The sequence below is a fragment of the uncultured Bacteroides sp. genome (assembly GCF_958445495.1).
GTDB lineage: Bacteria > Bacteroidota > Bacteroidia > Bacteroidales > Bacteroidaceae > Bacteroides.
The window spans coordinates 18,595-43,554 of the sequence record NZ_CAUCSQ010000029.1; the positions used below are offsets into that span (position 1 = coordinate 18,595).

Below are 24,960 nucleotides of genomic sequence, written 5' to 3' on the forward strand. Positions count from 1 at the left end.
TTATTGGTGTTGTTCCCGCAATAAATCATTCACGGTCTTCACCGGGTTAAAAGTAGAAAGAGGAACCTCCACAAATACGGTATTCCAGTCGCTCATCGCACCGTTCCACAATCCGGGCAATTCGAGAGCTTTCAGGTCTTTACCGTTCTTTGACTTGTAGGAGATAAAACCTGTCGCCTTATCTACATATTTCACCAAATCAAACTTATGTCCTTTATAGTCACGCACAGCACAAACCAAATCTACCGGATTGAAATGAGTTCCCTTCTCAAACATTTCTTTTTTGGCAGAATCATTCATGTCAATCTGGGAACTCTCCAAAATCTGCAGGGAAATAGTCCCGTCACTGTTATATGCGAGGAACGGACCACCGCCCGGTTCACCTACATTCTTCACCATACCGCAGACACGCATCGGACGATTCAACTTCTTTTTCAGGTAAATTATCAATTCGGCATCCTCCAGATTCTTAACTTCGGGATTTTTACAAAACAGTTGTTTCTGCAGGAACTGGAGAATCTCCATTATCTGCTCATGAGTGTATTTACCGCTATCCAGCAGGTTCAGATATTCAAATGTCTTTTCCTGCAGTGTAACAAGCACGCCGGCAATCAGTTTTTTATAAGTCACAGTGTCGGCTTTCAGCTTATCGGGAACCACATTATCTATATTTTTAATAAAGATGATATCGGCATCGAGGTCATTCAAATTTTCAATAAGGGCGCCATGACCTCCCGGACGGAACAATAACTTACCGTTGTCACGGAACGGCTGGTTATCCATATCGGCAGCGATGGTGTCCGTGCTCGGCTTCTGCTCGGAGAAAGTGATGCAATAATCCACACCATAACGTTTGGCAAATTCATCCGCTTTCTCTTCCACCAGTTTTTTAAACAGTTCGCGATGTTCGGCAGACACAGTGAAATGTACATTAACCTTGCCGCTCTTCCCTGCCGCATACATAGCCCCTTCCGCCAAATGCTCCTCAAGCGGAGTCCGGGAACCCTCCGGATACTTATGGAATTTGAGTAACCCTTTCGGAAGCGACCCGTAATTCAACCCCGCAGTTTCGAGCAAAGCAGACACCACAGCTTTGTAATTACCTTCTTCCGTCAACTCCGGAATCTCTTTCCCGGCTATGCGCCGGCACGCCACATTCAAATCATCATAAAATGCAAAATTCTTGATACCGTCAAAAAACGCCTGTTCAAATTTAGTAGTAGGACAGTCATATTCCGCAGACAAGAACTCGAACAAGTTCTTAAACATACGACTTGCAGCACCCGAAGCCGGAACGAATTTTACGATTGTTTTATCCGTATTTTTATATGCATCCCACGCAGCCAGATAGGCTGTTTGTTCTTCCGTACCGGGAGCCAATATGCCCTTTTCTATAGAAGCGGCCGCATCTAATTTCAAAAAAGGAAAACCCGTCTGGAAACACGCCAGTTGTTCTGCTATTTGCTCTTCCGTGATGCCTTTCTTGGCAAGCAACTCTTTGTCCTGTGTCGTTATCATAATATTCATTTTAATTAATTGATGCCCAAAAATACAAAATGTTATTTACTTCTTGCCGAATAACGGAGAAAAAAAGTAATTTTACGTCGAATTAACAAGAATGAATATGGACGACTTTTTTACATCAGAGGAAAAAAAGGAGCTTTTTTCACTCTACCGCCACTTATTGCAGTCGGCCGGAGACAGTATTTCCCGGAAAGATTGCCGACAACTGAAGAGACATCTTATCAAAGCCGCCCAATGTAACGGGCTGCAACGAAATAATTTCGGGATGAATCCCGTCATCAGAGACTTGCAAACGGCTGTTATCGTAGCCGAAGAGATAGGAATGAAAGGCTCGTGCCTTATAGGAATTATGCTCCATGAGATTGTGAAGGCGCACACCCTGACTCTCGAGGACGTAAATGCCGAATACGGGGAAGACGTGGCCAGCATCATCAAGGGACTCGTCAAGACGAACGAGCTATATTCCAAAAGTCCGGCTATCGAATCGGAAAATTTCCGTAACCTCCTCCTCTCCTTTGCCGAGGATATGCGTGTAATCCTGATAATGATTGCCGACCGCGTGAACATCATGCGCCAGATAAAAAATGCCGAAAATGAAGAAGACCGTATCAAGGTAGCCAACGAAGCCGCATACTTATATGCCCCGCTGGCACATAAACTGGGATTGTATAAGCTGAAATCCGAGTTGGAAGACCTGTCCTTGAAATATACCCAACGGGAAACCTACTATTATATCAAGGAAAAGCTGAATGCGACAAAAGCCTCCCGAGACAAATATATCGCAGCTTTCATCGAACCAATCAAAAAGAAAGTAGCGGAAACCGGATTGAAGTTCGACATTAAAGGACGTACCAAATCAATACATTCCATCTGGAACAAGATACAAAAGCAGAAAACTTCCTTTGAAGGTATTTACGACCTGTTCGCAATCCGTATCATTCTGGATTCCGAACCGGACCCGGCCAAAGAGAAGCAAGAATGCTGGCAAGTATATTCCATTGTTACAGACATGTATCAGCCGAACCCGAAACGTCTGCGCGACTGGCTTTCGATTCCGAAGAGCAACGGTTACGAATCCCTGCACATCACCGTCATGGGACCGGAAGGGAAATGGGTAGAAGTGCAAATCCGTACCCGCCGGATGGATGAAATTGCCGAACGGGGTCTGGCTGCCCATTGGAGATATAAAGGCATCAAAGGAGAAACAGGACTCGACGAATGGCTGACTTCCGTAAGGGAAGCGCTGGAAAATGCTGACAACGACTCAATGAAAGTGATGGATCAGTTTAAGATGGACCTTTACGAAGACGAAGTATTCGTGTTCACTCCCAAAGGTGACCTGTTTAAACTGCCCAAAGGCGCTACAGTACTCGATTTTGCTTTCCATATCCACAGTAAACTGGGATGTAAATGTATCGGGGCGAAAGTCAACGGCAAGAACGTCCAGTTAAAACAGAAGCTGAACAGCGGCGACCAAGTGGAAATCATGACGTCAAACACCCAGACCCCCAAACAAGACTGGTTGAATATCGTAACCACCTCCAAAGCCCGTACCAAAATACGGCAGGCTCTCAAAGAAATGGTAGCCCGCCAGCACGATTTTGCCAAAGAAACTCTGGAGAGAAAATTCAAGAACCGTAAATTGGAATACGATGAAGCGACAATGATGCGCCTTATTAAACGTTTAGGATTCAAGAACGTAACGGAATTCTACCAAAGCATTGCCGACGGAGCTTTGGACGTCAACGAAACGTTGGATAAATATATCGAACAACAAAAACGAGACAATGACGTACATGACGAAATCAGTTACCGCAGTGCCGAGGGTTACAACCTGCAAACGGCACAAGAAGAGACCTTCTCCAAAGAAGACGTGCTCGTCATCGACCAAAACCTGAAAGGCCTGGAATTCAAACTGGCAAAATGCTGCAACCCGATTTACGGAGATGACGTATTCGGATTCGTCACAGTGAGCGGAGGCATCAAGATACACCGGGCAGACTGTCCGAACGCAGCGCAAATGCGTGAACGTTTCGGTTACCGAATCGTGAAAGCACGCTGGGCAGGGAAATCGGAAGGAACCCAATATCCTATTACGCTACGTGTAGTAGGACATGACGATATCGGCATTGTTACAAATATAACCTCCATAATATCCAAAGAGAACGGCATCACGTTACGTTCCATCGGCATTGACTCCAATGACGGTTTATTTTCAGGAACCCTTACCGTCATGGTAGGCGACACCGGACGTCTGGAAACCCTTATCAAAAAACTGCGGACAGTAAAGGGAGTAAAACAAGTAAGTAGAAACTAACTGCCTATCTTTACCAACTAAAAGAGCTATATCAAACCTCCCGATACACTGACCCCCGAAAGTTTTGCAAAACTTTCGGGGGTCAATATGAAATAACGATACAATTCTTTTCTTTCATCTACATTCCAGCCTACTGTCCTGTCTCATCTCACTTTCTTTCTTATATAATAAGGATAAGTCACCAGTACAAAAAAAATCAATGCGATTAAAACAACTATCTGTCCGAAATAAAGCATCCTGCCCGCGTCCACTTCCATATTGCAAGCCGTAACAATCCCCGATGCGATTCCAGCCTCACAAGCCAACAATTGCGTAGTATTGGCCGTTCCCCGCTGACAATGATGGGACAACTTCACGAACATCATCAAAAACTCCGGCATGACAAATCCCAATCCGAGTCCGAGAAGGACAGAAACCACCCATACGGAACAATCCATCCTCAATAAAGAAACAGCCAGAATTTCCAATCCGAGCCCTATAATTACCACCCGCATCGTTTTCTCTTTTAGAAAAGACAAAGACGGAAGGCAAAATAAACGGGTCAATAATATAGAAACCAGATAACCAGCTCCCGCCCCTGCAAAAAAAGGAACGGATACACCTTCCCATACAAAATCATTGAGCAAAGGATGAATAAGAGGAATCAGCAACCCCGGCACAAAAGTTATCAGAATCATATTTATGGCAGGAACCCATCCGCGGAGCAACAAAAAACGGTCGAAAGAATACAACCTGGTGACTATCGGCGCACGGAAAGGAACATATACCCCGCATACGGCCAGGATACCCGCCGCTCCGGCTATAACGGAAACCGTCCATACGGTCTTGAATGCGTAATGCTGATAAATCCATACTCCCAGAACAATTCCCAGAATCATTCCCAAACGCGCCATCCAGGAAAAACTTACATTCCCGGCACTGCGAAGCGTAGAATTCGTAATATCAATAGCCAGTGTAATTCCGGCGGTAGCGGCAATTCCGAATGCCACCCCCTGCACGGTACTCAACAAAAACAGTTCCGTGAGGTTCGTCACAAAACCGTATCCGGCCGTCGCCACCACCATCAGGGCAAAAGAGAACATACACACATTCTTACGCTTGTAAGCATCGACCAGATAAGCATGAAAGGGGCCAATCAGAAACATCCCCACCGTAAAAAAAAGGAAAGCCGTTCCTATTTGTGCAACCGGTACTCCCAGACGTCCCGCCATCTCGACGGGAAGAACCGGAAACAACATATACACGGATACGAACAACAACAAATTAGCTATACATATCCGTATAAAATGTACTGTCCACAACCTAACTGCCATATATCATTTTAATATTGTTCCTTCTCATTGGGGAAGTCGCAATTCTTCACGTCAGAGATATAACGGCTGATGGCATCGGTCATTACGGTGTACAAATCGGCATAACGTCGCAGGAAACGGGGACGGAACCCATTATTCATTCCCAGCATATCTTGGACAACCAACACCTGACCGTCTACATGCCCGCCGGCGCCTATACCAATCATAGGTATCGTCAATTCCGAAGCCACACGCTCTGCAAGGGCAGCCGGAATCTTTTCAAGAACAATCGCAAAACAACCGGCTTCCTCAAGCAAATGAGCGTCACGAATCAGCTTATTCGCCTCGGCATCATCCTTGGCGCGTACCGTATATGTCCCGTATTTATTGATAGACTGAGGCATTAATCCCAGATGCCCCATCACCGGAATACCCGCGCTAATGATACGCTTCACCGTACCGATAATTTCTTCTCCACCTTCCAATTTCAAAGCATCGGCATGGCTCTCCTTCATTATACGGATAGCAGATGCAAGCCCCTCCATTTCATTTCCCTGATAAGAGCCGAAAGGCATATCAACGACTACCATGGCACGTTTCACGCCACGCACTACGGACTTGGCATGATAAATCATCTGGTCGAGAGTGATAGGCAATGTCGTCACATTCCCCGCCATTACATTAGAAGCGGAATCACCAACCAGAATCACATCCATTCCGGCACCGTCAACAATCTGCGCCATCGTGTAGTCATACGATGTAAGCATAGAAATCTTTTCACCTCTCTGTTTCATTTCAATCAGGCGATGAGTAGTCACCTTTCTTGTATCATCTGATATATAACCAGCCATGTCTTCTTTTAATTTAGGATTCTTAATATAAGTTTTGTCAGTCTTGAAGGCATCGAATACCCTCAAAAATCGGGGGCAAAGTTATAACATTTAATTCATAACAGAGAAAGAAAAACAAAAAATCCTTTCCATCACTTGTCGAAGCCAGCCGGAAAACAACCGGAAAGACAGGCCGGACAAACGATGGAAAGAACAGGATAAACTACCGTGAATATGAAACTAACGATGCATTTCCAACAGTTTATCGCACGTCATTCCGGTAAAATCATCTATGATATAATGCGCCTTCCCGGCGATAGCCTCACGTGTGTTAGTAGTAGCAAGCCCGACTACGGTAGCACCGGAAGCCATTCCGGCTTGCAAACCATGAAAAGAGTCTTCAAACACATACGTATTTTCAGGAGCGGCACCGAATATCTCCATCCCCAGAAGAAAGCAATCCGGAGCAGGTTTGGAACGGGCAAACATTTCACCGGTCAAGATGCGGTCTACCATTCCCTTAAACTCAGGATGAGCATTATAAACATTCTGCATTTTTTCCTCATTAGAACTGGTGACTATGGCTACCTTTACGCCATGATGACGAAGCCCGGCAATAAAAGCCTCCACACCGGGAATGTATTCATAAGACATTTCCTTTTCAAAAACATTCAGTTCTGCAGTAATCTCCTGTTGAACATCCGGCCGATCAGAAAAATACTTCTCATAAATCTGATTCAGCGTTTGTCCTTTAATATGGCGCCCGAAATCTTTTTCTCCCAGATACCGACGTCCCTGAGCATCCCAAAAAACGGTGTATTGGGTTTCCGTATCCATAACGACACCGTCAAAATCAAACAATGCCGCAATTGTTTTCGTTGTATCCATATAACTAAACATCCTTTCTACCTTAAACGTTAAACCTTGTGTATTGACTTGTGCAAAGTTCCGAATAATCATCGAATCAGACAAATTATTCGTACCTTTGTCCCACTTAAAAAAACGTAACACACACTTCGTCCAATCAAAAAAACATCCGGCCGCATGAGCAAAAACGACCCGCATATATTAGGTAAAGAAAGTATCGGCAAACTGTTGCTGCAATATTCCATTCCCGCCATTATCGGAATGACAATCACTTCTATCTATAACATTATAGACAGTATATTTATCGGGCATGGCGTAGGCGCCATGGCTATTGCCGGACTGGCAATCAGTTTTCCCCTGATGAACCTTGTCGTCGCTTTTTGTACACTGGTCTCCGCCGGCGGTTCCACCCTCGCCTCCATCCGGCTCGGACAAAAAGACATGAAAGGAGCTACGGAAATCCTGTCCCACACGCTGATGCTCTGCATCACCAACTCCGTGTTTTTCGGCGTACTATCCTTCATTTTTCTCGACGATATATTGATTTTCTTCGGCGCAAGCCCGGACACACTTCCCTATGCACGCAGTTTTATGCAGGTAATCCTGCTGGGAACCCCCGTCACCTACACCATGATTGGATTAAACAATGTGATGCGAGCCACCGGATACCCCAAGAAAGCGATGCTGACTTCGATGGTGACGGTAGTGGCAAATATAGTCCTCGCTCCTATCTTCATCTTCCATTTTGAATGGGGAATGCGGGGAGCCGCCACAGCAACCGTCATATCGCAATTAATCGGCATGGTATGGGTTGTAAACCACTTTCTCAGACAAGACAGTACTGTACATTTTGAAGGGAAAGTATGGAAAATGAAACAACGGATTATAGGAAACATCTTTGCCATCGGCATGTCACCGTTCCTGATGAACGTATGCGCCTGCGTCATAGTCATCATTATCAACAATAGCCTGCAAAATCACGGAGGTGACATGGCTATCGGCGCTTACGGCATTATCAACCGGCTACTGACGCTCTATGTTATGGTCGTACTGGGACTGACTATGGGAATGCAACCCATCGTCGGCTATAACTTCGGAGCACAAAAAATAGACCGGGTAAAACAAACCTTGCGGCTAGGCATTATTTCAGGAGTGGTTATCACCAGTAGCGGTTTCCTTATCTGCGAGCTTTTTCCACATGCGGTTTCCGCAATTTTTACAGATAGCGACCATCTGATAGGGCTTGCCGTAGAAGGGCTTCGGATAGCAGTACTCATGTTTCCGTTTGTCGGAGCTCAAATCGTAATCGGCAACTTCTTCCAAAGCATCGGCAAAGCCAAAATCAGCATCTTCCTGTCATTGACACGGCAACTGCTCTACCTATTGCCGTGTCTGCTGCTTTTTCCCCATTGGTGGGGACTGAAAGGCATCTGGTTCAGTATGCCCGTATCCGACGCATTCGCATTCATAACCGCTGTCATTAGCCTGGTAGCCTATATCAAAAAGGTATCCGGACAAGAAACCGTCAACGCGGGACCGGATGTAAATACCCTGTCGTAGCATAAAAAAATAAAATACAAATCCAGCCTGCCGTCCAATCAGTTTCCCTGTATATAATAAGGAGAAAAAGAAAAAAACGACAGACCGGATTTATTTTTTTGAAACCAATAATCCGTTTATTCAGCCTTAATGCTGTTCACCGGATTTTCATTGGCAATATACCATGCCTTTAACACCACGCAAACTATAATCAATACCTGTACGAACAAAGCAGTACCTACAAAAAGCAAAGGATTCAGGCCTATCTGCTCGGCAAACTGGTCAAGCCAAGCCCGCCCTGCAAAATAAGCGACCACTGTCCCTATCAAAATAGAAACCACGGAAACGTACAGAATATCACATGTCAACAATCTCAATATATGCGATGCCTCAGCTCCATTCACCTTCCGGATAGCAATTTCCTTGCTCCGGCGTTGAGTCTCGTCATTGACATAACCAATCAATCCCATGATAACAATCAGCAGGATAAAACCCGAAGTAATCCAAACAGCGTTGCGGAACCGGTACACATTCTTATACACATCCTTCACCATCCGGTCGACCGAAACAAATTGCAGAGACATGTTCGGGAATGTTTTCTCCACAAACTCATTCAAGCGTTTCAAGTTTTCGTCATAAGGCTGTTTCAAACGTACATTAAATGTATGACTACTTTGTGCCTGTTCATCACCTATCAAAACGATAGGAGCCTGAGAAGAATAAAAACTGTAATTCCGGACATCACGGAAAACACCGACAACTGTTCCTTGGAAACCGTTTACTTTCTTCCCTACCGCACCATCCGTCCATTTCATCAAGCGCACCAACTCCTCGTTAACCAGCAAATCTCCCTGTTTTTTCAGAGTAGTCCCCTCTATGAGTTTAATCCCCATTACCTCCGGATAATTGTAATGGCAATAATTAAAATTAAGCGTGGCAATCCGCTTGCCGTCATTTCCGATCAACCCGCGTGTCCAATACTCTCCAAGTACTCCATTCACAGCAGCAGTCACCCCGGCTACCATCGGCTGGCGTCGCAGTTCATCCTTCACATACTCGACAGATTCCTTAGGAAGCCACGTCTGGGCTTGAGTCAATCCAGGAATGACAATGCCCATATCCCGGCTCATCAAATGACTGTATTGCAACAAAGTAACCAACAACAGCCCTAAGACAAATGAAACCCCGGTAAACTGCACGAACAACAATGAACGCTTCCATCCTTTCTTTCCGTCGGTATAACGACGGAACACCTGCGTAACAGGTATGTGTGAGAAAAGGCGTCCGGGGATGCAACCCGCCAATACAAAAAGCACGATAACGGTAAGCAACGGAACCCATAACGTTTCCCAAGTAAACAATGAAGAAAGACGGACAGAAAGCAAATCCTCAATCAAACCGTCCATATTAAATATCAACAGGAAACTAAGCAGTACAGACACAATGACAAGAATCCCCGTCTCCATCAGAAACATACCGAAAATATTCGCCGAACTGGCCCCGTTACACTTATGCACTCCTATCCCTTTCGCACGACGGTTCAAAGTAGCAATAGAAACCAGCATATAGTTCATGATAGCCACGAAGAAAATGGCAAACCCCAGAAATCCATAGATAACCAGCCGTTTCTGCACATCGAAAAACGACAAATGAAATTTCACCAACGGAATGACACTATAATCCATCTTCCAACCGTCAAGCTCCAAAGAAGTGTATTTTCCTATCACCCTCTGAATATTATCATTCACTTTATCAATATCCGAAGCATTACGCAAACGGAGAAACGCATAAAACACGTCGTTCCCTTTCCAACCGGCCCCGGCCTGATAACCTCCGTCACGATGGATGGAAACTACAAAATCGTGAGTCAGCATCGTATTCTCCGGTACATCCTTATATACGCCGCGGATGGTAAAGTCTTTCTGCTTGTCGGCAGAAAGCGTCTTGCCAATCGGGTCCTCGCTTCCGAAAGTCTCACGGGCGAAATGCTCCGAAACAAAAACACTTCCAGGCATAATCATATCCTTGGGATTCCCTTTCAACACCGGTATGTCGAAAGTCTGAAAAAAACAGGTATCCACATATATATAATCCACATCAGACAGCAATTTGTCCTCATAGTATATGCTAAAACTCGTCAGAGGAAGGACACAACTGGCAAACTCGATTTCTTCCGGCATTTCTTGTGCTAGCGTAGCAGCCGTTACATCATAAACCGTATAATCGTAATTTTGTCTTTCATCATCCCTTATCACCTCACCCGTACCGGGATTGGTAATCCGGCAACGTACAAGCGCCAAACGTTCCGCTTCCGAATAACAACGCTCATAACTCAACTCAAACACAATCTGCGAGAAAAGCAGGATACCGATGGTAAGCCCTAAAGAAAGAGAAATCACCCTTATGATATTCGAACCCCATTCACGTTTCAAAGTCCGTATGCTATAATAAAATTGTCTCATAACCTGTCCTGTTTAAGCCGTCACACTTGCCACAACACTTCCGTCAAATAAATGAACGGTACGGTGAGCGAAACTCGCATCATGCTGTGAATGCGTCACCATGACAATAGTAGTCCCTTCCCTGTTCAGTTCCGTAAGCAGGTTCATCACCTCCGCCCCGTTTTTCGAGTCCAGATTACCCGTAGGTTCGTCGGCAAGTATCAACCTGGGAGCAGTCACCACAGCACGCGCTATGGCAACCCGTTGCTGTTGTCCCCCGGAAAGCTGTTGCGGAAAATGCTTGGCACGATGGCTGATGTTCATTCTTTTTAAAATATCTTCCACCATCCGCCGGCGTTCCGATGATTTGAATCCCAGGTAAGTTAGCGGCAACTCCACATTCTCATAAACATTCAACTCATCTATCAGATTGAAACTCTGAAAAACAAAACCGAGCTTACCTTTGCGGGCATACGTACGCTCTTTCTCTTTCAACCCGGCCATCTCTTCCCCCATCAACCGATACGAACCCTCGGTAGGATTGTCCAGCAAACCGAGAATATTCAGCAAGGTGGATTTGCCGCACCCCGAAGGGCCCATGATGGCGACAAACTCCCCTTCCTTCACCTCAAGACTCACGTGATTTAATGCAACCGTCTCCACTTCAGAAGTACGGAATACTTTACTAATGTCTGTAATTTGTATCATTTTATTCAAATTTATGATGTTTCATACTTACCATGTCCCGACAATCCGTTTATCTCATCTTTCGCATTCTTCCGAAAAATCCCATACAGGACAACTTGCCCATACCTTTCATAATCATTCTGTTATGAAAGATGCCTTAATTATAATACAGGAAGTATGCCAAAATCAAAAATTTATTAATAATCAATTATTTAAGCCTTACCGATTCCATCCTTCATTGTCTAATAATTAGACAATGACGTCCAATTATTAGACAAATCGCCCAACGGCTCCAACCTGCCCGGAGAATAGATACTTCTACCTATTTATTGTTCCCTTTTTCCTATTTCATATCGCCGACTATCAATATATCATTCAAAAACTTTACCTTCGCATAAAGTTTTCAACAAACCGATATTTAAATTATGCCAAACAAAAAATTATGCATCCTCTTGTCTTGCCTGCTTTGGGCGGGATGTGACATGATTGACTATCACCCCTATGATGTGCGAATCAGTGGAGAGACGAATATAAACGCACGCAACATCGAACAAATAGAGACCGGCTGCAAAGGTAAAACAACCATCCGCTTCGTCACTATGGGCGATTCCCAACGCTGGTATGACGAAACCGCCGATTTTGTAAATGAAATCAATAAAAGAAACGACATTGACTTCGTCATTCATGGCGGAGACATGAGCGATTTCGGAGTTACCAAAGAATTTATCTGGCAACGAGACATCATGAACGGGCTGAAAGTCCCTTATGTAGCCCTTATCGGAAACCACGACTGCCTAGGTACGGGAGAAGAGACTTTTAAAACCATCTTCGGAACAACCAACTTCTCTTTTATCGCCGGAGATACAAAATTCGTCTGCCTCAACACCAATGCGTTGGAATACGATTATTCAGAACCGGTTCCGGACTTTACTTTTATGGAAAACGAAATAACGGCCAGAGCCGGTGAATTCTCAAAAACCGTGGTATGCATGCATGCGCGTCCCTACACGGACGTGTTCAATGACAATGTGGCGAAAGTCTTCCAACATTACGTAAAACAATACCCCGGCATTCAATTCTGTACTGCCGCACACACCCACCACTATCGGGACGATGTGATTTTTGACGACGGAATACACTACATAACCAGTGATTGCATGGATTACCGCAGTTACCTGGTATTTACCATAACCCCGGAAAAATATACATATGAACTGGTTAAATATTAAATATACAGTACGGATGGCGGGACTGCTGATGACTTTCCTGCTTTTCTCCCGTCCGGTATCAGCTATCTGCAAGCGTGACTCATCATTTGCCGTCGCCAATCCGGACACCGTATTGCCTGCTACACCCAGCCAGACGAAAACAACCCGTTACGACAAACGTATCCACCGCTTCCGCAGGCATTGGGAACGAATCATACCTACCCATTCAAAAATTCAATATGCCGGAAACATGGGGCTGCTTTCTCTCGGACCGGGATGGGACTACGGAAAACATAACCAGTGGGAGACCGACCTGTTATTCGGTTTCATTCCGAAATATTCATCCAAAAAAGCGAAAATAACCATGACGCTGAAACAGAACTACATGCCCTGGAGCATTCACATAGGCAAAGGTTTCTCTACGGAACCGTTGGCTTGCGGGCTTTATCTGAACACCGTATTCGGCGACCAGTTCTGGGTAAACGAGCCCGACCGCTATCCGAAAGGTTATTACGGTTTTTCCAGCAAAATACGTATCCATGTCTACCTGGGACAACGGCTGACGTATGACATCGCCCCGAAATACCGGTTTCTGGCAAAATCCGTCACTTTCTTCTATGAAATAAGTACATGTGACCTTTACCTGATTAGCGCTGTAAACAATAGCTACCTCAGACCCCGTGATTATCTCAGCCTATCGTTCGGAGTAAAATTCCAGTGGTTGTAATTTCAATGACGAATCTTGAATTATGAATTACTTTTTCGTAAGTTTGCGGCGTGCAAACAGAATCGAATATGAATAAATCTGGAACAATTATCATTGTAGACGATAACAAAGGAGTGCTGGCCGCCGTACAGCTCCTTTTGAAAAACTACTTTTCAAAAGTTGTCATACTTGCCTCACCGGCCGCCCTCATTTCCGTAATACGGGAAGAAATGCCGGAAGCAGTGTTGTTGGACATGAACTTCACGGCAGGTATCAACACCGGTAATGAAGGGTTGTTCTGGCTACACGAAATAAAGAAAGTACAACCGGAGCTTCCCGTCGTACTCTTTACCGCTTATGCGGATATCGACCTCGCCATCCGGGGAATCAAAGAAGGAGCCACCGATTTCATCGTCAAACCGTGGGACAACCGGAAATTAATAGAAACCCTGACAAATGCCGTCCAACCCCTACGGAATGGAAAGAAAGGAAAAATACAGAAAGAACCTGCCGACAATCCGCCTATCTATTGGGGAGAAAGCCAAACGATGCGACAGCTCCGGATGCTAATTGAAAAAGTAGCCGCCACAGACGCCAACATCCTGATTACAGGTGAAAACGGAACAGGTAAAGAAGTACTCGCACGGGAAATCCATGCCCTTTCCAACCGGAAACATCAGGAAATGATTGCCGTAGACATGGGAGCCATTACCGAGTCCCTATTCGAAAGCGAACTCTTCGGCCATACAAAAGGGTCCTTTACAGATGCCTATGCCGACCGGACAGGAAAATTTGAGGCAGCAGACAAAAGCACCTTATTTCTGGATGAAATAGGAAACCTTCCCTATCACCTGCAAGCCAAACTACTGACAGCGCTCCAACGGAGGCAAATCGTACGGGTAGGAAGCAACACCCCGATACCCATCGATATCCGGCTGATATGCGCCACCAACCAGAACTTGCAGGAAATGGCCGACCGGGAAGAATTCAGGGAAGATTTATTATACCGCATCAATACCATCCACATTGAAATACCTCCCCTTAGAAAACGGAAGGAAGACATCATTCCGCTGGCAGGAAAATTCATCATACGTTTTTGCAAACAATATGGAAAAGAACCGATGGAGCTCACCCCGGCAGCCAAAGAGAAACTGATTGCACATCCCTGGTACGGTAATATCCGGGAACTGGAACACGTCATTGAAAAAGCGGTTATCATGAACGATGTCCCGCAAATCCCCGCCGAAATGTTCCAGTTGCCTTCCAGAAAAACAGAAAACGAAGAAAAACAAGTTTCCACTTTAGAGGAAATGGAAAAACAAATGATACGGAAAGCGCTGGACACCTGTACCGGAAACCTGTCGGCCGTAGCTGTCCAATTAGGTATCACCCGGCAGACACTTTACAACAAAATGAAAAAATTCGGATTATGAGGATAAATTTCCGATATATAACCCGTCAATGCTGGTTCAGGGCAACATTGACCGCACTTCTCAGTGCGATTACGGTCTGCTTCGGCTTTCTCCAATTCTACATCTGGTCCGGAATCTGTTGCAGCCTGTCAGTCCTGAGCATACTATGGCAGATACGGCTTTACCGCCACCACGTCAAACAAGCACTTTTCATGATTGACGCATTGGAGAATAATGACAACTCCTTCCATTTCTCCGAAGATACGGACACGCGCGAGAACATACAAATCAACCGGGCGCTCAACCGGGTCAGCCGCATCTTATATGATGTAAAAGCGGAAACCGCGCAACAGGAAAAATATTACGAACTGATTCTGGATTTTGTCAGTACCGGCCTTTTAGTCCTCAATGACAACGGAGCCGTGTACCAGAAAAACAAAGAAGCGTTGCACCTCCTGGGATTAAACGTATTCACCCACGTCCACCAGCTAAGCAGGATAGACCCCGCACTCATGAAAAAAATAAAAAACTGCTGTCCGGGAGACAAACTGCAAGCTATGTTCCACAATGAACGGGGAACGGTCAACCTATCTATACACGTCTCGGAAATTAACATACACGAAGAACATCTGCGCATTCTCGCATTGAACGATATTAATACCGAACTGGATGAAAAAGAGATAGACTCGTGGATTCGGCTGACCCGTGTACTCACCCATGAAATAATGAATTCCGTCACCCCCATCACCTCACTAAGCGATACGCTTCTTTCAATGACGGAAGGAAAAGACGAAGAAATAAGCCACGGATTGCAAACCATCAGTACAACCGGAAAAGGACTGCTCGCTTTCGTAGATTCCTACCGGAAGTTCACGCGCATACCGACTCCCGTACCCTCACTCTTCTACGTAAAAACATTCATCGAACGAATGGTCGAACTCACCCGGCACCAGAACCCCTGCGAACAAATTGCCTTCCGGACTGAAATCGTCCCTGCCGACCTGCTTTTATATGCAGACGAAAACCTTGTCTCGCAAGTGGTTATCAACCTTCTGAAAAATGCAATCCAAGCCATCGGCAATCAGGCAGACGGGCAAATAGACATTCTTGCCTATTGCAACGAAACAGAAGAAATATGGATTGAAATAAAAAATAACGGCCCCGCTATTCCACCGGAAATAGCGGAACACATATTTATTCCCTTCTTCACCACAAAAGAAGGAGGCAGCGGAATCGGGTTAAGCATCTCCCGCCAGATTATGCGGCTCTCAGGCGGCAGCCTGACCTTATTCCCGGATGAGAAAGAGACAAAATTCATATTAAAATTCAAATAACAATTAACCTATGCTTTCCATACTTGCCAACAACCCGTTGTTTCGGGGAATCAGCCCGGAAAGGCTATCCTCTGACTTTGAGAAAATCAGTTTTCATACCCGTTTCTATAAAAAAGGAGAAATCCTGGCAAAACAGGGAGACGTCTGCAACCGCCTAGTCATTCTGACAAAAGGAAGTGTACGGGGAGAAATGATAGATTACTCAGGAAGACTGATTAAAGTGGAAGATATCGCCTCCCCAAGAGCCATCGCCCCCCTTTTCCTGTTCGGTGAAAACAACCGGTATCCGGTAGAAGTGACAGCCAATGAGGCGACCGAAGTAATTGAAATCCCCAGAATAAGCGTACTGGAGCTGTTCCGTAAAAATGAACAATTCCTGGAAAACTACATGAACCTCTCAGCCAACTACGCGCGTACCCTGTCCGACAAGCTTTTTTTCATGTCCTTCAAGACTATCCGGCAGAAGATTGCCTCTTACCTGCTTCGACTATACAGCCAACAACAACAGACACACATCACCCTCGACCGTTCCCAACAAGAATTGAGCGACTATTTCGGCGTATCCCGTCCTTCTCTGGCACGCGAACTGTCACATATGCAGGAAGACGGGTTACTGGCAGTCGACCGGAAACACATCACCATCCTCCAAAAAGAAGAATTGGCACGTCTAATCCGGTAACTATCCGGAACAGGCGGAAAACACATTTTTCAAACCTGTAGCATTCTTCATGAAAAATGCTACAGGTTGTAACATTGGTTACAGAATCACCTGAAACCTTTCCTCTACTTTTGCGTTCAATAAACAAAAAGACTAATTAAAAACGTATAAATTATGAGTATGTTCTGTTATCAATGTCAAGAAACCGCAATGGGTACGGGCTGCACCCTGAAAGGAGTATGCGGTAAAACATCCGAAGTGGCTAACCTGCAAGACCTGTTACTTTTCGTAGTGCGCGGAATCGCCGTGTACAACGAACACCTGCGAAAAGAAGGCCATCCTTCCGACAAAGCGGATAAATTCATCTATGATGCCCTTTTCATAACCATCACCAACGCTAATTTTGATAAAACGGCTATTACCGAAAAGATAAAAGAAGGACTGCGGCTGAAGAAAGAACTCGGCAACACAGTCATTGTCAAAGACGCTCCCGACGAATGCCTTTGGGATGGAGAAGAAAAAGAATTTGAAGAAAAAGCTCAAACGGTAGGAGTACTCCGCACTCCCAACGAAGACATCCGTTCCCTAAAAGAACTGGTACACTACGGGCTGAAAGGAATGGCCGCTTATGTGGAACACGCCCACAACCTGGGCTACCGGTCACCGGAGATATTCGCTTTCATGCAACATGCCCTAGCGCAGTTAACCCGCAACGACATCACAATGGAAGAACTGGTGCAACTCACCCTGGAAACCGGCAAACACGGAATATCTGCCATGGCGCAACTGGACAAGGCAAATACCGGCAGCTACGGGAATCCGGAAATCTCAGAAGTAAACCTGGGAGTCCGCAATCATCCGGGTATCCTCATTAGCGGCCACGACCTGAAAGACCTGGAAGAACTGCTAAAGCAAACCGAAGGTACAGGAATAGACATATACACCCACAGCGAAATGCTTCCTGCACACTATTATCCCCAATTAAAGAAATACAAACACCTGGCAGGAAATTACGGAAATGCCTGGTGGAAGCAAAAAGAAGAATTCGAGAGCTTTAACGGCCCCATATTGTTTACGAGCAACTGCATCGTCCCTCCGCGCCCCAATGCCAGCTACAAAGACCGTATCTATGTCACCGGCGCCTGCGGACTGGAAGGAGCGCACTACATTCCCGAACGGAAAGACGGAAAACCGAAAGACTTCTCCGCACTGATTGCCCATGCCAAACAATGCCAGCCACCGGTAGCCATAGAAAACGGGACCATCACCGGAGGATTCGCCCATGCCCAAGTAACCGCCCTGGCAGATAAAATCGTAGAAGCCGTCAAAAGCGGCGCTATCCGCAAATTTTTCGTCATGGCAGGATGCGACGGACGTATGAAAAGCCGTGAATACTATACGGAATTTGCCCGAAAGCTCCCGAAAGATACAATTATCCTCACCGCCGGATGCGCCAAATACAGATACAACAAGCTACCGTTGGGAGATATCAACGGCATTCCCCGCGTATTGGATGCAGGACAATGCAACGACAGCTATTCCTTGGCGGTTATTGCCCTGAAACTAAAAGAAATCTTCGGATTGGACGATGTCAACAAACTCCCCATCGTATATAACATCGCCTGGTATGAACAAAAGGCCGTTATCGTATTATTAGCCCTATTGGCTTTAGGAGTGAAAAATATTCATCTGGGCCCCACTTTGCCCGCCTTCCTGTCCCCGAATGTAAAAAACGTACTGATTGAACAATTCGGAATCGGCGGCATCGGCACGGTAGACGAAGACATAATGAAATTCCTGGCATAACCCTTTGACACGGACATGGTAACATCGGCGCCCGTCGAGCAACTGTCAAAGCCAGAAACATCCGTCCGGAAAAAACGACGGAGTATAGTCCCTTAAAAAATAAATTCCCCTGTTTAGTCCCGACGTCAATACTGCAAACCGGAACTAAAACAAGGGAATTATTTTTATCCCCCTCCCATTTTTATTCGGCAGTTCTCTGCAAAGCCTCCCTTTTAAGACAAATTAACCATCTTTTTTCACATAAATACATCCAATACCACCTTTAAATTGTTGTTAATTATATGTAACTTCGCACAGTGAGAAGTAATACGACAGTTTTATAACTTAACAACAGATTGTTTATGGTATTTACAGCAGAAAACACCCTACTTATCGGTTCCATCTTACTTTTCGTCAGTATCGTTGTCGGGAAAACAGGCTATCGCTTCGGAGTACCCACTTTATTGCTATTCCTTGTAGTGGGAATGTTATTCGGAAGCGACGGACTCGGACTACAGTTTCACAATGCCAAAGAGGCGCAATTCATCGGAATGGTCGCATTAAGCATCATCCTGTTTTCAGGAGGTATGGACACCAAATTCAAAGAAATCAAACCCATTTTAATCCCAGGCATTGTACTTTCCACTGTCGGAGTCTTATTAACCGCCCTCTTCACCGGACTATTCATCTGGTGGTTGTCCGGCATGAGCTGGACCAATATCTACCTGCCCATTACCACCTCACTGCTGTTAGCGGCCACCATGTCATCCACAGACTCGGCATCGGTATTCGCCATCCTGCGTTCACAGAAAATGAACCTGAAACACAACCTTCGCCCCATGCTCGAATTGGAAAGCGGAAGCAACGACCCTATGGCATACATGCTTACCATCGTCCTGATACAATTCATCCAATCGGCAGGTATGGGAACCGGTGCAATCATCGGTTCATTCGCCATCCAGTTTATCGTAGGTGCGGCAGCCGGATACATACTCGGAAAACTAGCCATTCACATGCTGAACAAGCTCAACATCGACAACCAGGCATTGTATCCAATCTTATTGCTGGCTTTCGTTTTCTTCACGTTCTCCATCACCGACCTGCTGAAAGGCAACGGCTACCTGGCCGTCTACATTGCAGGCATCATGGTAGGCAACAACAAAATCATGCATCGTAAAGACATCTATACATTTATGGACGGGCTCACATGGCTGTTTCAAATCATAATGTTCCTTTGCCTCGGTCTTCTCGTCAATCCGCACGAAATGCTGGAAGTTGCGGCGGTAGCCTTATTGATTGGCGTCTTCATGATTGTGGTAGGCCGCCCGTTAAGCGTATTCCTCTGCCTGCTGCCATTCGGGAAAATAACCGCAAAATCGCGACTGTTCGTATCATGGGTAGGGTTGCGCGGGGCAGTCCCCATTATCTTTGCCACCTACCCCGTAGTGGCGGGAATAGAAGGCTCGAACATCATTTTCAACATCGTATTCTTCATCACCATCGTTTCCTTGGTCGTGCAAGGAACTACCATCTCCTTCGTAGCCCGTTTACTGCACCTCTCCAAACCTCTGGAAAAGACCGGAAACGATTTCGGAGTAGAACTGCCCGAAGAAATCGACACCGACCTCAGAGACATGACCGTCACCCCGGAAATGTTGGAAGAAGCCGATACGCTGAAAGACATGAACCTGCCTAAAGGCACATTGGTAATGATAGTCAAACGAGGCGATGAATTCCTCATCCCCAACGGAACCCTGAAACTTCATATCGGAGACAAACTGCTCCTCATTTCCGAAAAGTCCAGAACAGAAACGAACGAGCCCGAACCACTGAATATCCGAGAGAAAACAGCGGATAAAAAAGAATAGCTCACCCCATAAAATTAGAAATGTGTCAAAACGAAGATGAACACTCGAACAGTTACAGATTCTAACTGATAAACATAAAAATAGCCATATCATTACTCAAAATGAAGTGCCCCCCAAAAGTTTTGTGTCTAACTTTTGGGAGGCACTTCAAAATAGAGTTGGTACGGCCTTTTTATTGCCGATGAAAAGTGTCGAGTTTCAAATGAAGAATGCCAGGTTTCAGATGAAAAGTTCATTTCCTCTAAAATTGAATTTCGACACACCTCCAATTTTACACATAGACGGAACCACTCTTTACAAAAGTGACCTGTGAGAGAAGTGAAAAGTTTGTTCAAACTCACCCCGTTAATTAACCGTAAAACTTGAATATAAAATTCGGTTTATGTTAATGAAGTATTAATTTTGCGCAGTTTTAAACTAAATGTGCAAAATCTGAATGAAACAAGAACATCAGTTCATTGATTATATTGAACAAAGCATTATCAAAAACTGGGATAAAGATGCCTTAACTGACTATAAAGGAATCACCCTCCAATATAAAGACGTGGCTCGCAAAATAGCTAAATTTCATATTGTACTGGAGAGCGCCGGCATCCGGCCCGGAGACAAAATAGCAGTTTGCGGACGCAATAGCGCCCATTGGGCAGTTACTTTTCTGGCTACCATCACTTACGGGGCCGTCATTGTTCCGATTTTACATGAGTTTAAGGCAGACAACATCCACAATATCGTCAACCATTCCGAAGCGAAACTACTCTTTGTCGGCGACCAGGCATGGGAAAACCTGAATGAAGATGCAATGCCTTTACTGGAAGGCATCGCGTTGCTTAATGACTTCTCGTCACTGGTATCGCGCAATGAGAAGCTGACATACGCTTTCGAACACCGGAACGCAATCTACGGACAGCGTTATCCCAGGAATTTCCGTCCGGAACACATCTGTTACCGAAAAGACAAGCCCGAAGAACTGGCTATCATCAACTACACATCCGGAACCACCGGCTATTCCAAAGGAGTCATGTTGCCCTACCGCAGCATTTGGTCCAACGTAGCGTACTGTTTTGAAATGCTCCCCGTCCGTCCGGGCGACCACATTGTTTCCATGCTTCCCATGGGACACGTATTCGGCATGGTGTATGATTTCCTATACGGATTCTCGGCAGGAGCACACATCTATTTCCTGACGCGCATGCCGTCTCCGAAAATCATTTCACAGTCTTTCTCGGAAATCAAACCGAGAGTAATTTCCTGCGTGCCGCTGATTATAGAAAAAATTATAAAGAAAGACATCCTGCCCAAGGTAGACAGCAAAATCGGCAAACTATTACTTAAAGTGCCAATTATCAATGATAAAATCAAGTCCTCGGCGCGCCAGGCGGCCATGGAAATCTTCGGCGGCAACTTCGATGAAATCATTATCGGCGGAGCTCCCTTCAATGCAGAAGTAGAGGCTTTCCTGAAAAAGATAGGCTTCCCCTATTCCATTGCCTACGGCATGACCGAATGCGGGCCAATCATCTGCTCCAGCCGTTGGGAAACGCTGAAACTCGCCTCTTGCGGAAAAGCGGCTACCCGTATGGAAGTGCGCATCGACTCTCCGGACCCCAGAAACCATGCGGGAGAAATTATATGCAGAGGAACAAACATGATGCTGGGATACTATAAAAATCCGGAAGCTACCGCACAAATTATCGACGTGAACGGATGGCTGCATACAGGCGACCTCGGCGTCATGGACGAAGAAGGCTATGTAACCGTCCGCGGACGCAGCAAGAATATGCTTCTCACCTCCAGCGGACAAAACATCTACCCGGAAGAGATAGAAAGCAAGCTGAACAACATGCCGTATGTGGCGGAATCACTGATTGTTTTACAGCATGACAAACTGGTGGCGCTCATCTATCCGGACTTCGATGACGCCTTCGCCCACGGACTACAGCAAACGGACATCCAGAAAGTGATGGAAGCCAACCGGGTTGAGTTAAACCAGCAACTTCCGGGTTACTGCCAAATCAGCAAAATCAAAATCCATTTCGAAGAGTTTGAAAAAACCGCCAAGAAATCAATCAAACGCTTCATGTACCAGGAAGCAAAAGGATAAGACAAACATCCGGATAAAAAATAAAAGCCGGCAATAAAGCATCCGCTCTAAAAACGGCGGACAGTAACGGGCAAATACAGAAAAAGACTCCGGAAACCGAGAAACTCATAAACTGCCCCCTAAAAAATAAATTTCCTTGTTCCACTCCGCATCATGACACAGAGTGAAACAAGGAAACCATTACAATTCAACCCGCATAAATCAAGAGTAAGGCCGTCGCATCCCATCTCACTAAAAAAACTCCCGCCTCACTCCGATTGCAAACCTCTGTAAAACCTCCATCCTTTTTCTGCCCGTATTCGAGTCCCGGCTATTGTTCATGGAAGTATTTTTTTATTCCTGCCAGTTTTATCTCATTCCAGGCATCATTGCTGCATGAACGAAACAGCCTGTCCGCCTCCGGCCGCCATCCGTACAGTCAGCGTATTTTCAGAAGTCACGATTTGTTCCGTAATCTGATAATCAGTCGGGTTCGTTTTCCAGTCCGCTTTCTCTCCGTCCGCATAAATAACAGCCTTGTATTGCTTTCCCGGTTCCAGAAAATCCAGTTTTATTTCCAATGTGCGAGGCGTCTCATTGGTAGCCGCACCCAGGAAATAATTGTTTTTCGCCTTACGCACAATAGCGACAAATTCCCCCGGTTCTCCCGCCAGAGCTTCGGACTCGTCGCAATCCGGGTCAAAATCACGGAAGAACTGGAAAGCGGGATGACCCTCATAATGCTCAATCATATCGGAAGCCATCTGTAAAGGAGAATACAAAATTACCCAGTTGGCAATCTGTTTCGCCAAAGTAGTATTTACGCGGCTGTTTCCCTTATCCTGCTCGTTCCACTTCCGGCGACGGGGCGAATCCTTAGTCTTTAAAAACAAAATATCGAAAGTACCCGGAGTATAATCCATCGGTCCGGACAGCAAACGGGTAAACGGCAAAACCACATGATGGGACGGCGGGTTCCCCTCACTCCACGCATTCCATTCCATACCCCTAGCTCCCTCACGTGTCATCATGTTAGGCCATGTGCGACGGATACCGGTATCTTTAATCGGTTCATGCGCATCCAATGTCATTTTATGACGGGCAGCAGTCTCCACCACCTTCTGATAATGGTTGACCCCATACTGTCCGTGATGTGACAGTCCGTCCGGGAAAGCCCCTGCATAACCGGTTTTCAGGATATGAATGCCATGTCCGGTGTACCACCGCATCGCACTATCCATCTGGCGTTCATAATTGGGAATATTCCCCCCTGTCTCATGATGCCCTATGATTTCCACTCCCTTCTCCTTAGCATAACGCACTATTTCATCAATATCAAAATCAGCATAAGGCTTCGTAAAATCAAAATTCTGTATACCGCCCCAGCTCTCCCATCCTTCATTCCAGCCTTCAAACAAGACAGCTTCTATATGGTTGGATGCGGCAAAATCAATATACCTCTTGGCATTAGCCGTAGTAGCTCCATGACGTTCGTCCATCTTCCACGTTTCCACTCCGAGATGCATGCCCCACCACACCCCGACATATTTCAACGGACGAATCCAGTCGGTAGTCTCCAGCGCGCAAGGCTCATTCAGATTCAGAATCAAAGAAGAATTAATCAGGCCGACCGCTTCCGAAGCAATCTGTATAGTACGCCAGGAAGTCGTGAAATGATTGCCCTTGCGTACTTTAATGCCGTCAGGCCACGGAGCCAGCTCCGCCTTCAACGTATAATTCCCCGTCTGCTTCAACGTCATTTCAGAGAAATCGTAGAGAGCAGCCTCGTGAATACTCCCGTAAATGCCATCGGCAGTCTTAAACGTGAAAGGAGTATTAGCCGTTTCCACTTCCGAGATTGGCTGTTGCTTATAAAGAAGTTCGTACGTCTCGGCACTGGCGGGAATCGACCACGATGTACCGTCCCGATGGAAACAGAAAGCAGTCAGCTCATCCGTTATCATCAGAGAGTCCACCGTAGGAACATTATACTCGTAACGAAAGCCCACCCCGTCATCAAATACCCGGAAACGAAGCGTAAGTTGCACCCGGTCCTCATTCGTCAGGCACACGGCCATCTCATTATAATGATTCCGGTTAGTCTTGTTCTCGCCCCACGGCTGCGTCCATACCTCATCCTTACTGTCGAAAGTCGTGTTCTCAATCCGGAAGCCTTCTCCCAGGACAACTCCATTCCCTTCCGTAAATCCCATCCTTGAATTTTCTATCAGCAACGAATCATCCACCGATACATTATAAAACGGAACACCGTTTTCATCCACAGTCAGCGTCATCCTGATGCGACCGTCCGGCGACTCAACTTCTGTTTTCGGGCTGCTACAAGCATAACACCCCAGCGCGCACAGAAAAGCTCCAACTAAATGCTTTACTTTCATAGTATGATATCTGTTT

At 45.8% G+C, this 24,960-nt stretch carries 17 protein-coding genes; 10 read left to right on the top strand and 7 right to left on the bottom strand.

What is annotated here, in order from left to right; genetic code table 11:
- Nucleotides 1-1,518, bottom strand: a complete 1,518-nt coding sequence (locus Q5076_RS11080) for a DUF4301 family protein (protein ID WP_303013171.1) — start codon at nucleotides 1,516-1,518, stop codon at nucleotides 1-3.
- Between the two features lie 106 nt (nucleotides 1,519-1,624).
- Here Q5076_RS11080 and Q5076_RS11085 point away from each other — a divergent pair, with 106 nt between their 5' ends.
- Nucleotides 1,625-3,841 (top strand): bifunctional (p)ppGpp synthetase/guanosine-3',5'-bis(diphosphate) 3'-pyrophosphohydrolase, encoded by a 2,217-nt coding sequence (locus Q5076_RS11085; protein WP_303013173.1) that lies wholly within the window; start codon nucleotides 1,625-1,627, stop codon nucleotides 3,839-3,841.
- A gap of 143 nt (nucleotides 3,842-3,984) precedes the next feature.
- Here the strand turns inward: Q5076_RS11085 and Q5076_RS11090 are convergent, their stop codons facing one another.
- The 3 genes from Q5076_RS11090 to Q5076_RS11100 form a co-directional block, all read right to left on the bottom strand.
- Nucleotides 3,985-5,154 (bottom strand): MFS transporter, encoded by a 1,170-nt coding sequence (locus tag Q5076_RS11090; protein ID WP_303013175.1) that lies wholly within the window; start codon nucleotides 5,152-5,154, stop codon nucleotides 3,985-3,987.
- Between the two features lie 8 nt (nucleotides 5,155-5,162).
- Nucleotides 5,163-5,984, bottom strand: a complete 822-nt coding sequence (gene panB, locus Q5076_RS11095; RefSeq protein WP_303013177.1) for a 3-methyl-2-oxobutanoate hydroxymethyltransferase — start codon at nucleotides 5,982-5,984, stop codon at nucleotides 5,163-5,165.
- 219 nt (nucleotides 5,985-6,203) lie between these two features.
- A complete protein-coding gene (locus tag Q5076_RS11100) occupies nucleotides 6,204-6,851 on the bottom strand; it encodes an HAD family phosphatase (RefSeq protein WP_303013178.1) in 648 nt (215 codons plus the stop codon).
- 156 nt (nucleotides 6,852-7,007) lie between these two features.
- Here Q5076_RS11100 and Q5076_RS11105 point away from each other — a divergent pair, with 156 nt between their 5' ends.
- Entirely contained in the window at nucleotides 7,008-8,390 is a 1,383-nt protein-coding gene (locus Q5076_RS11105; RefSeq protein ID WP_303013180.1) for an MATE family efflux transporter, read from the top strand.
- Between the two features lie 116 nt (nucleotides 8,391-8,506).
- Here the strand turns inward: Q5076_RS11105 and Q5076_RS11110 are convergent, their stop codons facing one another.
- The gene (locus tag Q5076_RS11110) at nucleotides 8,507-10,831 is read right to left on the bottom strand and encodes an ABC transporter permease (RefSeq protein WP_303013181.1); all 2,325 of its coding nucleotides are present in this window, start codon (nucleotides 10,829-10,831) and stop codon (nucleotides 8,507-8,509) included.
- A 12-nt stretch (nucleotides 10,832-10,843) separates the two neighbouring features.
- Nucleotides 10,844-11,518, bottom strand: coding sequence for an ABC transporter ATP-binding protein (locus tag Q5076_RS11115; RefSeq protein ID WP_303013183.1), 675 nt, complete (start codon nucleotides 11,516-11,518; stop codon nucleotides 10,844-10,846).
- Between the two features lie 404 nt (nucleotides 11,519-11,922).
- On the opposite strand from Q5076_RS11115, the gene Q5076_RS11120 reads away from it, so the two are divergent.
- From Q5076_RS11120 to Q5076_RS11155, 8 genes are all read left to right on the top strand, one after another.
- The gene (locus Q5076_RS11120) at nucleotides 11,923-12,726 is read left to right on the top strand and encodes a metallophosphoesterase (RefSeq protein ID WP_303013185.1); all 804 of its coding nucleotides are present in this window, start codon (nucleotides 11,923-11,925) and stop codon (nucleotides 12,724-12,726) included.
- Nucleotides 12,707-13,432, top strand: a complete 726-nt coding sequence (locus Q5076_RS11125) for a hypothetical protein (protein ID WP_303013188.1) — start codon at nucleotides 12,707-12,709, stop codon at nucleotides 13,430-13,432. Before Q5076_RS11120 ends, Q5076_RS11125 begins: the two co-directional genes overlap by 20 nt.
- Before the next feature lie 68 nt (nucleotides 13,433-13,500).
- Nucleotides 13,501-14,844, top strand: a complete 1,344-nt coding sequence (locus Q5076_RS11130) for a sigma-54 dependent transcriptional regulator (RefSeq protein WP_303013190.1) — start codon at nucleotides 13,501-13,503, stop codon at nucleotides 14,842-14,844.
- On the top strand, nucleotides 14,841-16,157 hold the full coding sequence (locus Q5076_RS11135) for a PAS domain-containing sensor histidine kinase (protein WP_303013193.1): 1,317 nt from the start codon (nucleotides 14,841-14,843) through the stop codon (nucleotides 16,155-16,157). Before Q5076_RS11130 ends, Q5076_RS11135 begins: the two co-directional genes overlap by 4 nt.
- Before the next feature lie 10 nt (nucleotides 16,158-16,167).
- On the top strand, nucleotides 16,168-16,836 hold the full coding sequence (locus tag Q5076_RS11140; protein ID WP_303013224.1) for a Crp/Fnr family transcriptional regulator: 669 nt from the start codon (nucleotides 16,168-16,170) through the stop codon (nucleotides 16,834-16,836).
- A gap of 153 nt (nucleotides 16,837-16,989) precedes the next feature.
- A complete protein-coding gene (gene hcp / locus Q5076_RS11145) occupies nucleotides 16,990-18,621 on the top strand; it encodes a hydroxylamine reductase (RefSeq protein WP_303013232.1) in 1,632 nt (543 codons plus the stop codon).
- Between the two features lie 341 nt (nucleotides 18,622-18,962).
- Nucleotides 18,963-20,468 (top strand): potassium/proton antiporter, encoded by a 1,506-nt coding sequence (locus Q5076_RS11150; RefSeq protein ID WP_303013234.1) that lies wholly within the window; start codon nucleotides 18,963-18,965, stop codon nucleotides 20,466-20,468.
- Between the two features lie 436 nt (nucleotides 20,469-20,904).
- Nucleotides 20,905-22,569, top strand: coding sequence for a long-chain fatty acid--CoA ligase (locus tag Q5076_RS11155; protein WP_303013236.1), 1,665 nt, complete (start codon nucleotides 20,905-20,907; stop codon nucleotides 22,567-22,569).
- 365 nt (nucleotides 22,570-22,934) lie between these two features.
- Here the strand turns inward: Q5076_RS11155 and Q5076_RS11160 are convergent, their stop codons facing one another.
- Nucleotides 22,935-24,944: a glycoside hydrolase family 97 protein gene (locus Q5076_RS11160; protein WP_303013239.1), complete on the bottom strand. Its 2,010-nt coding sequence runs from the start codon at nucleotides 24,942-24,944 to the stop codon at nucleotides 22,935-22,937.
- Nucleotides 24,945-24,960: the final 16 nt, after the last annotated feature.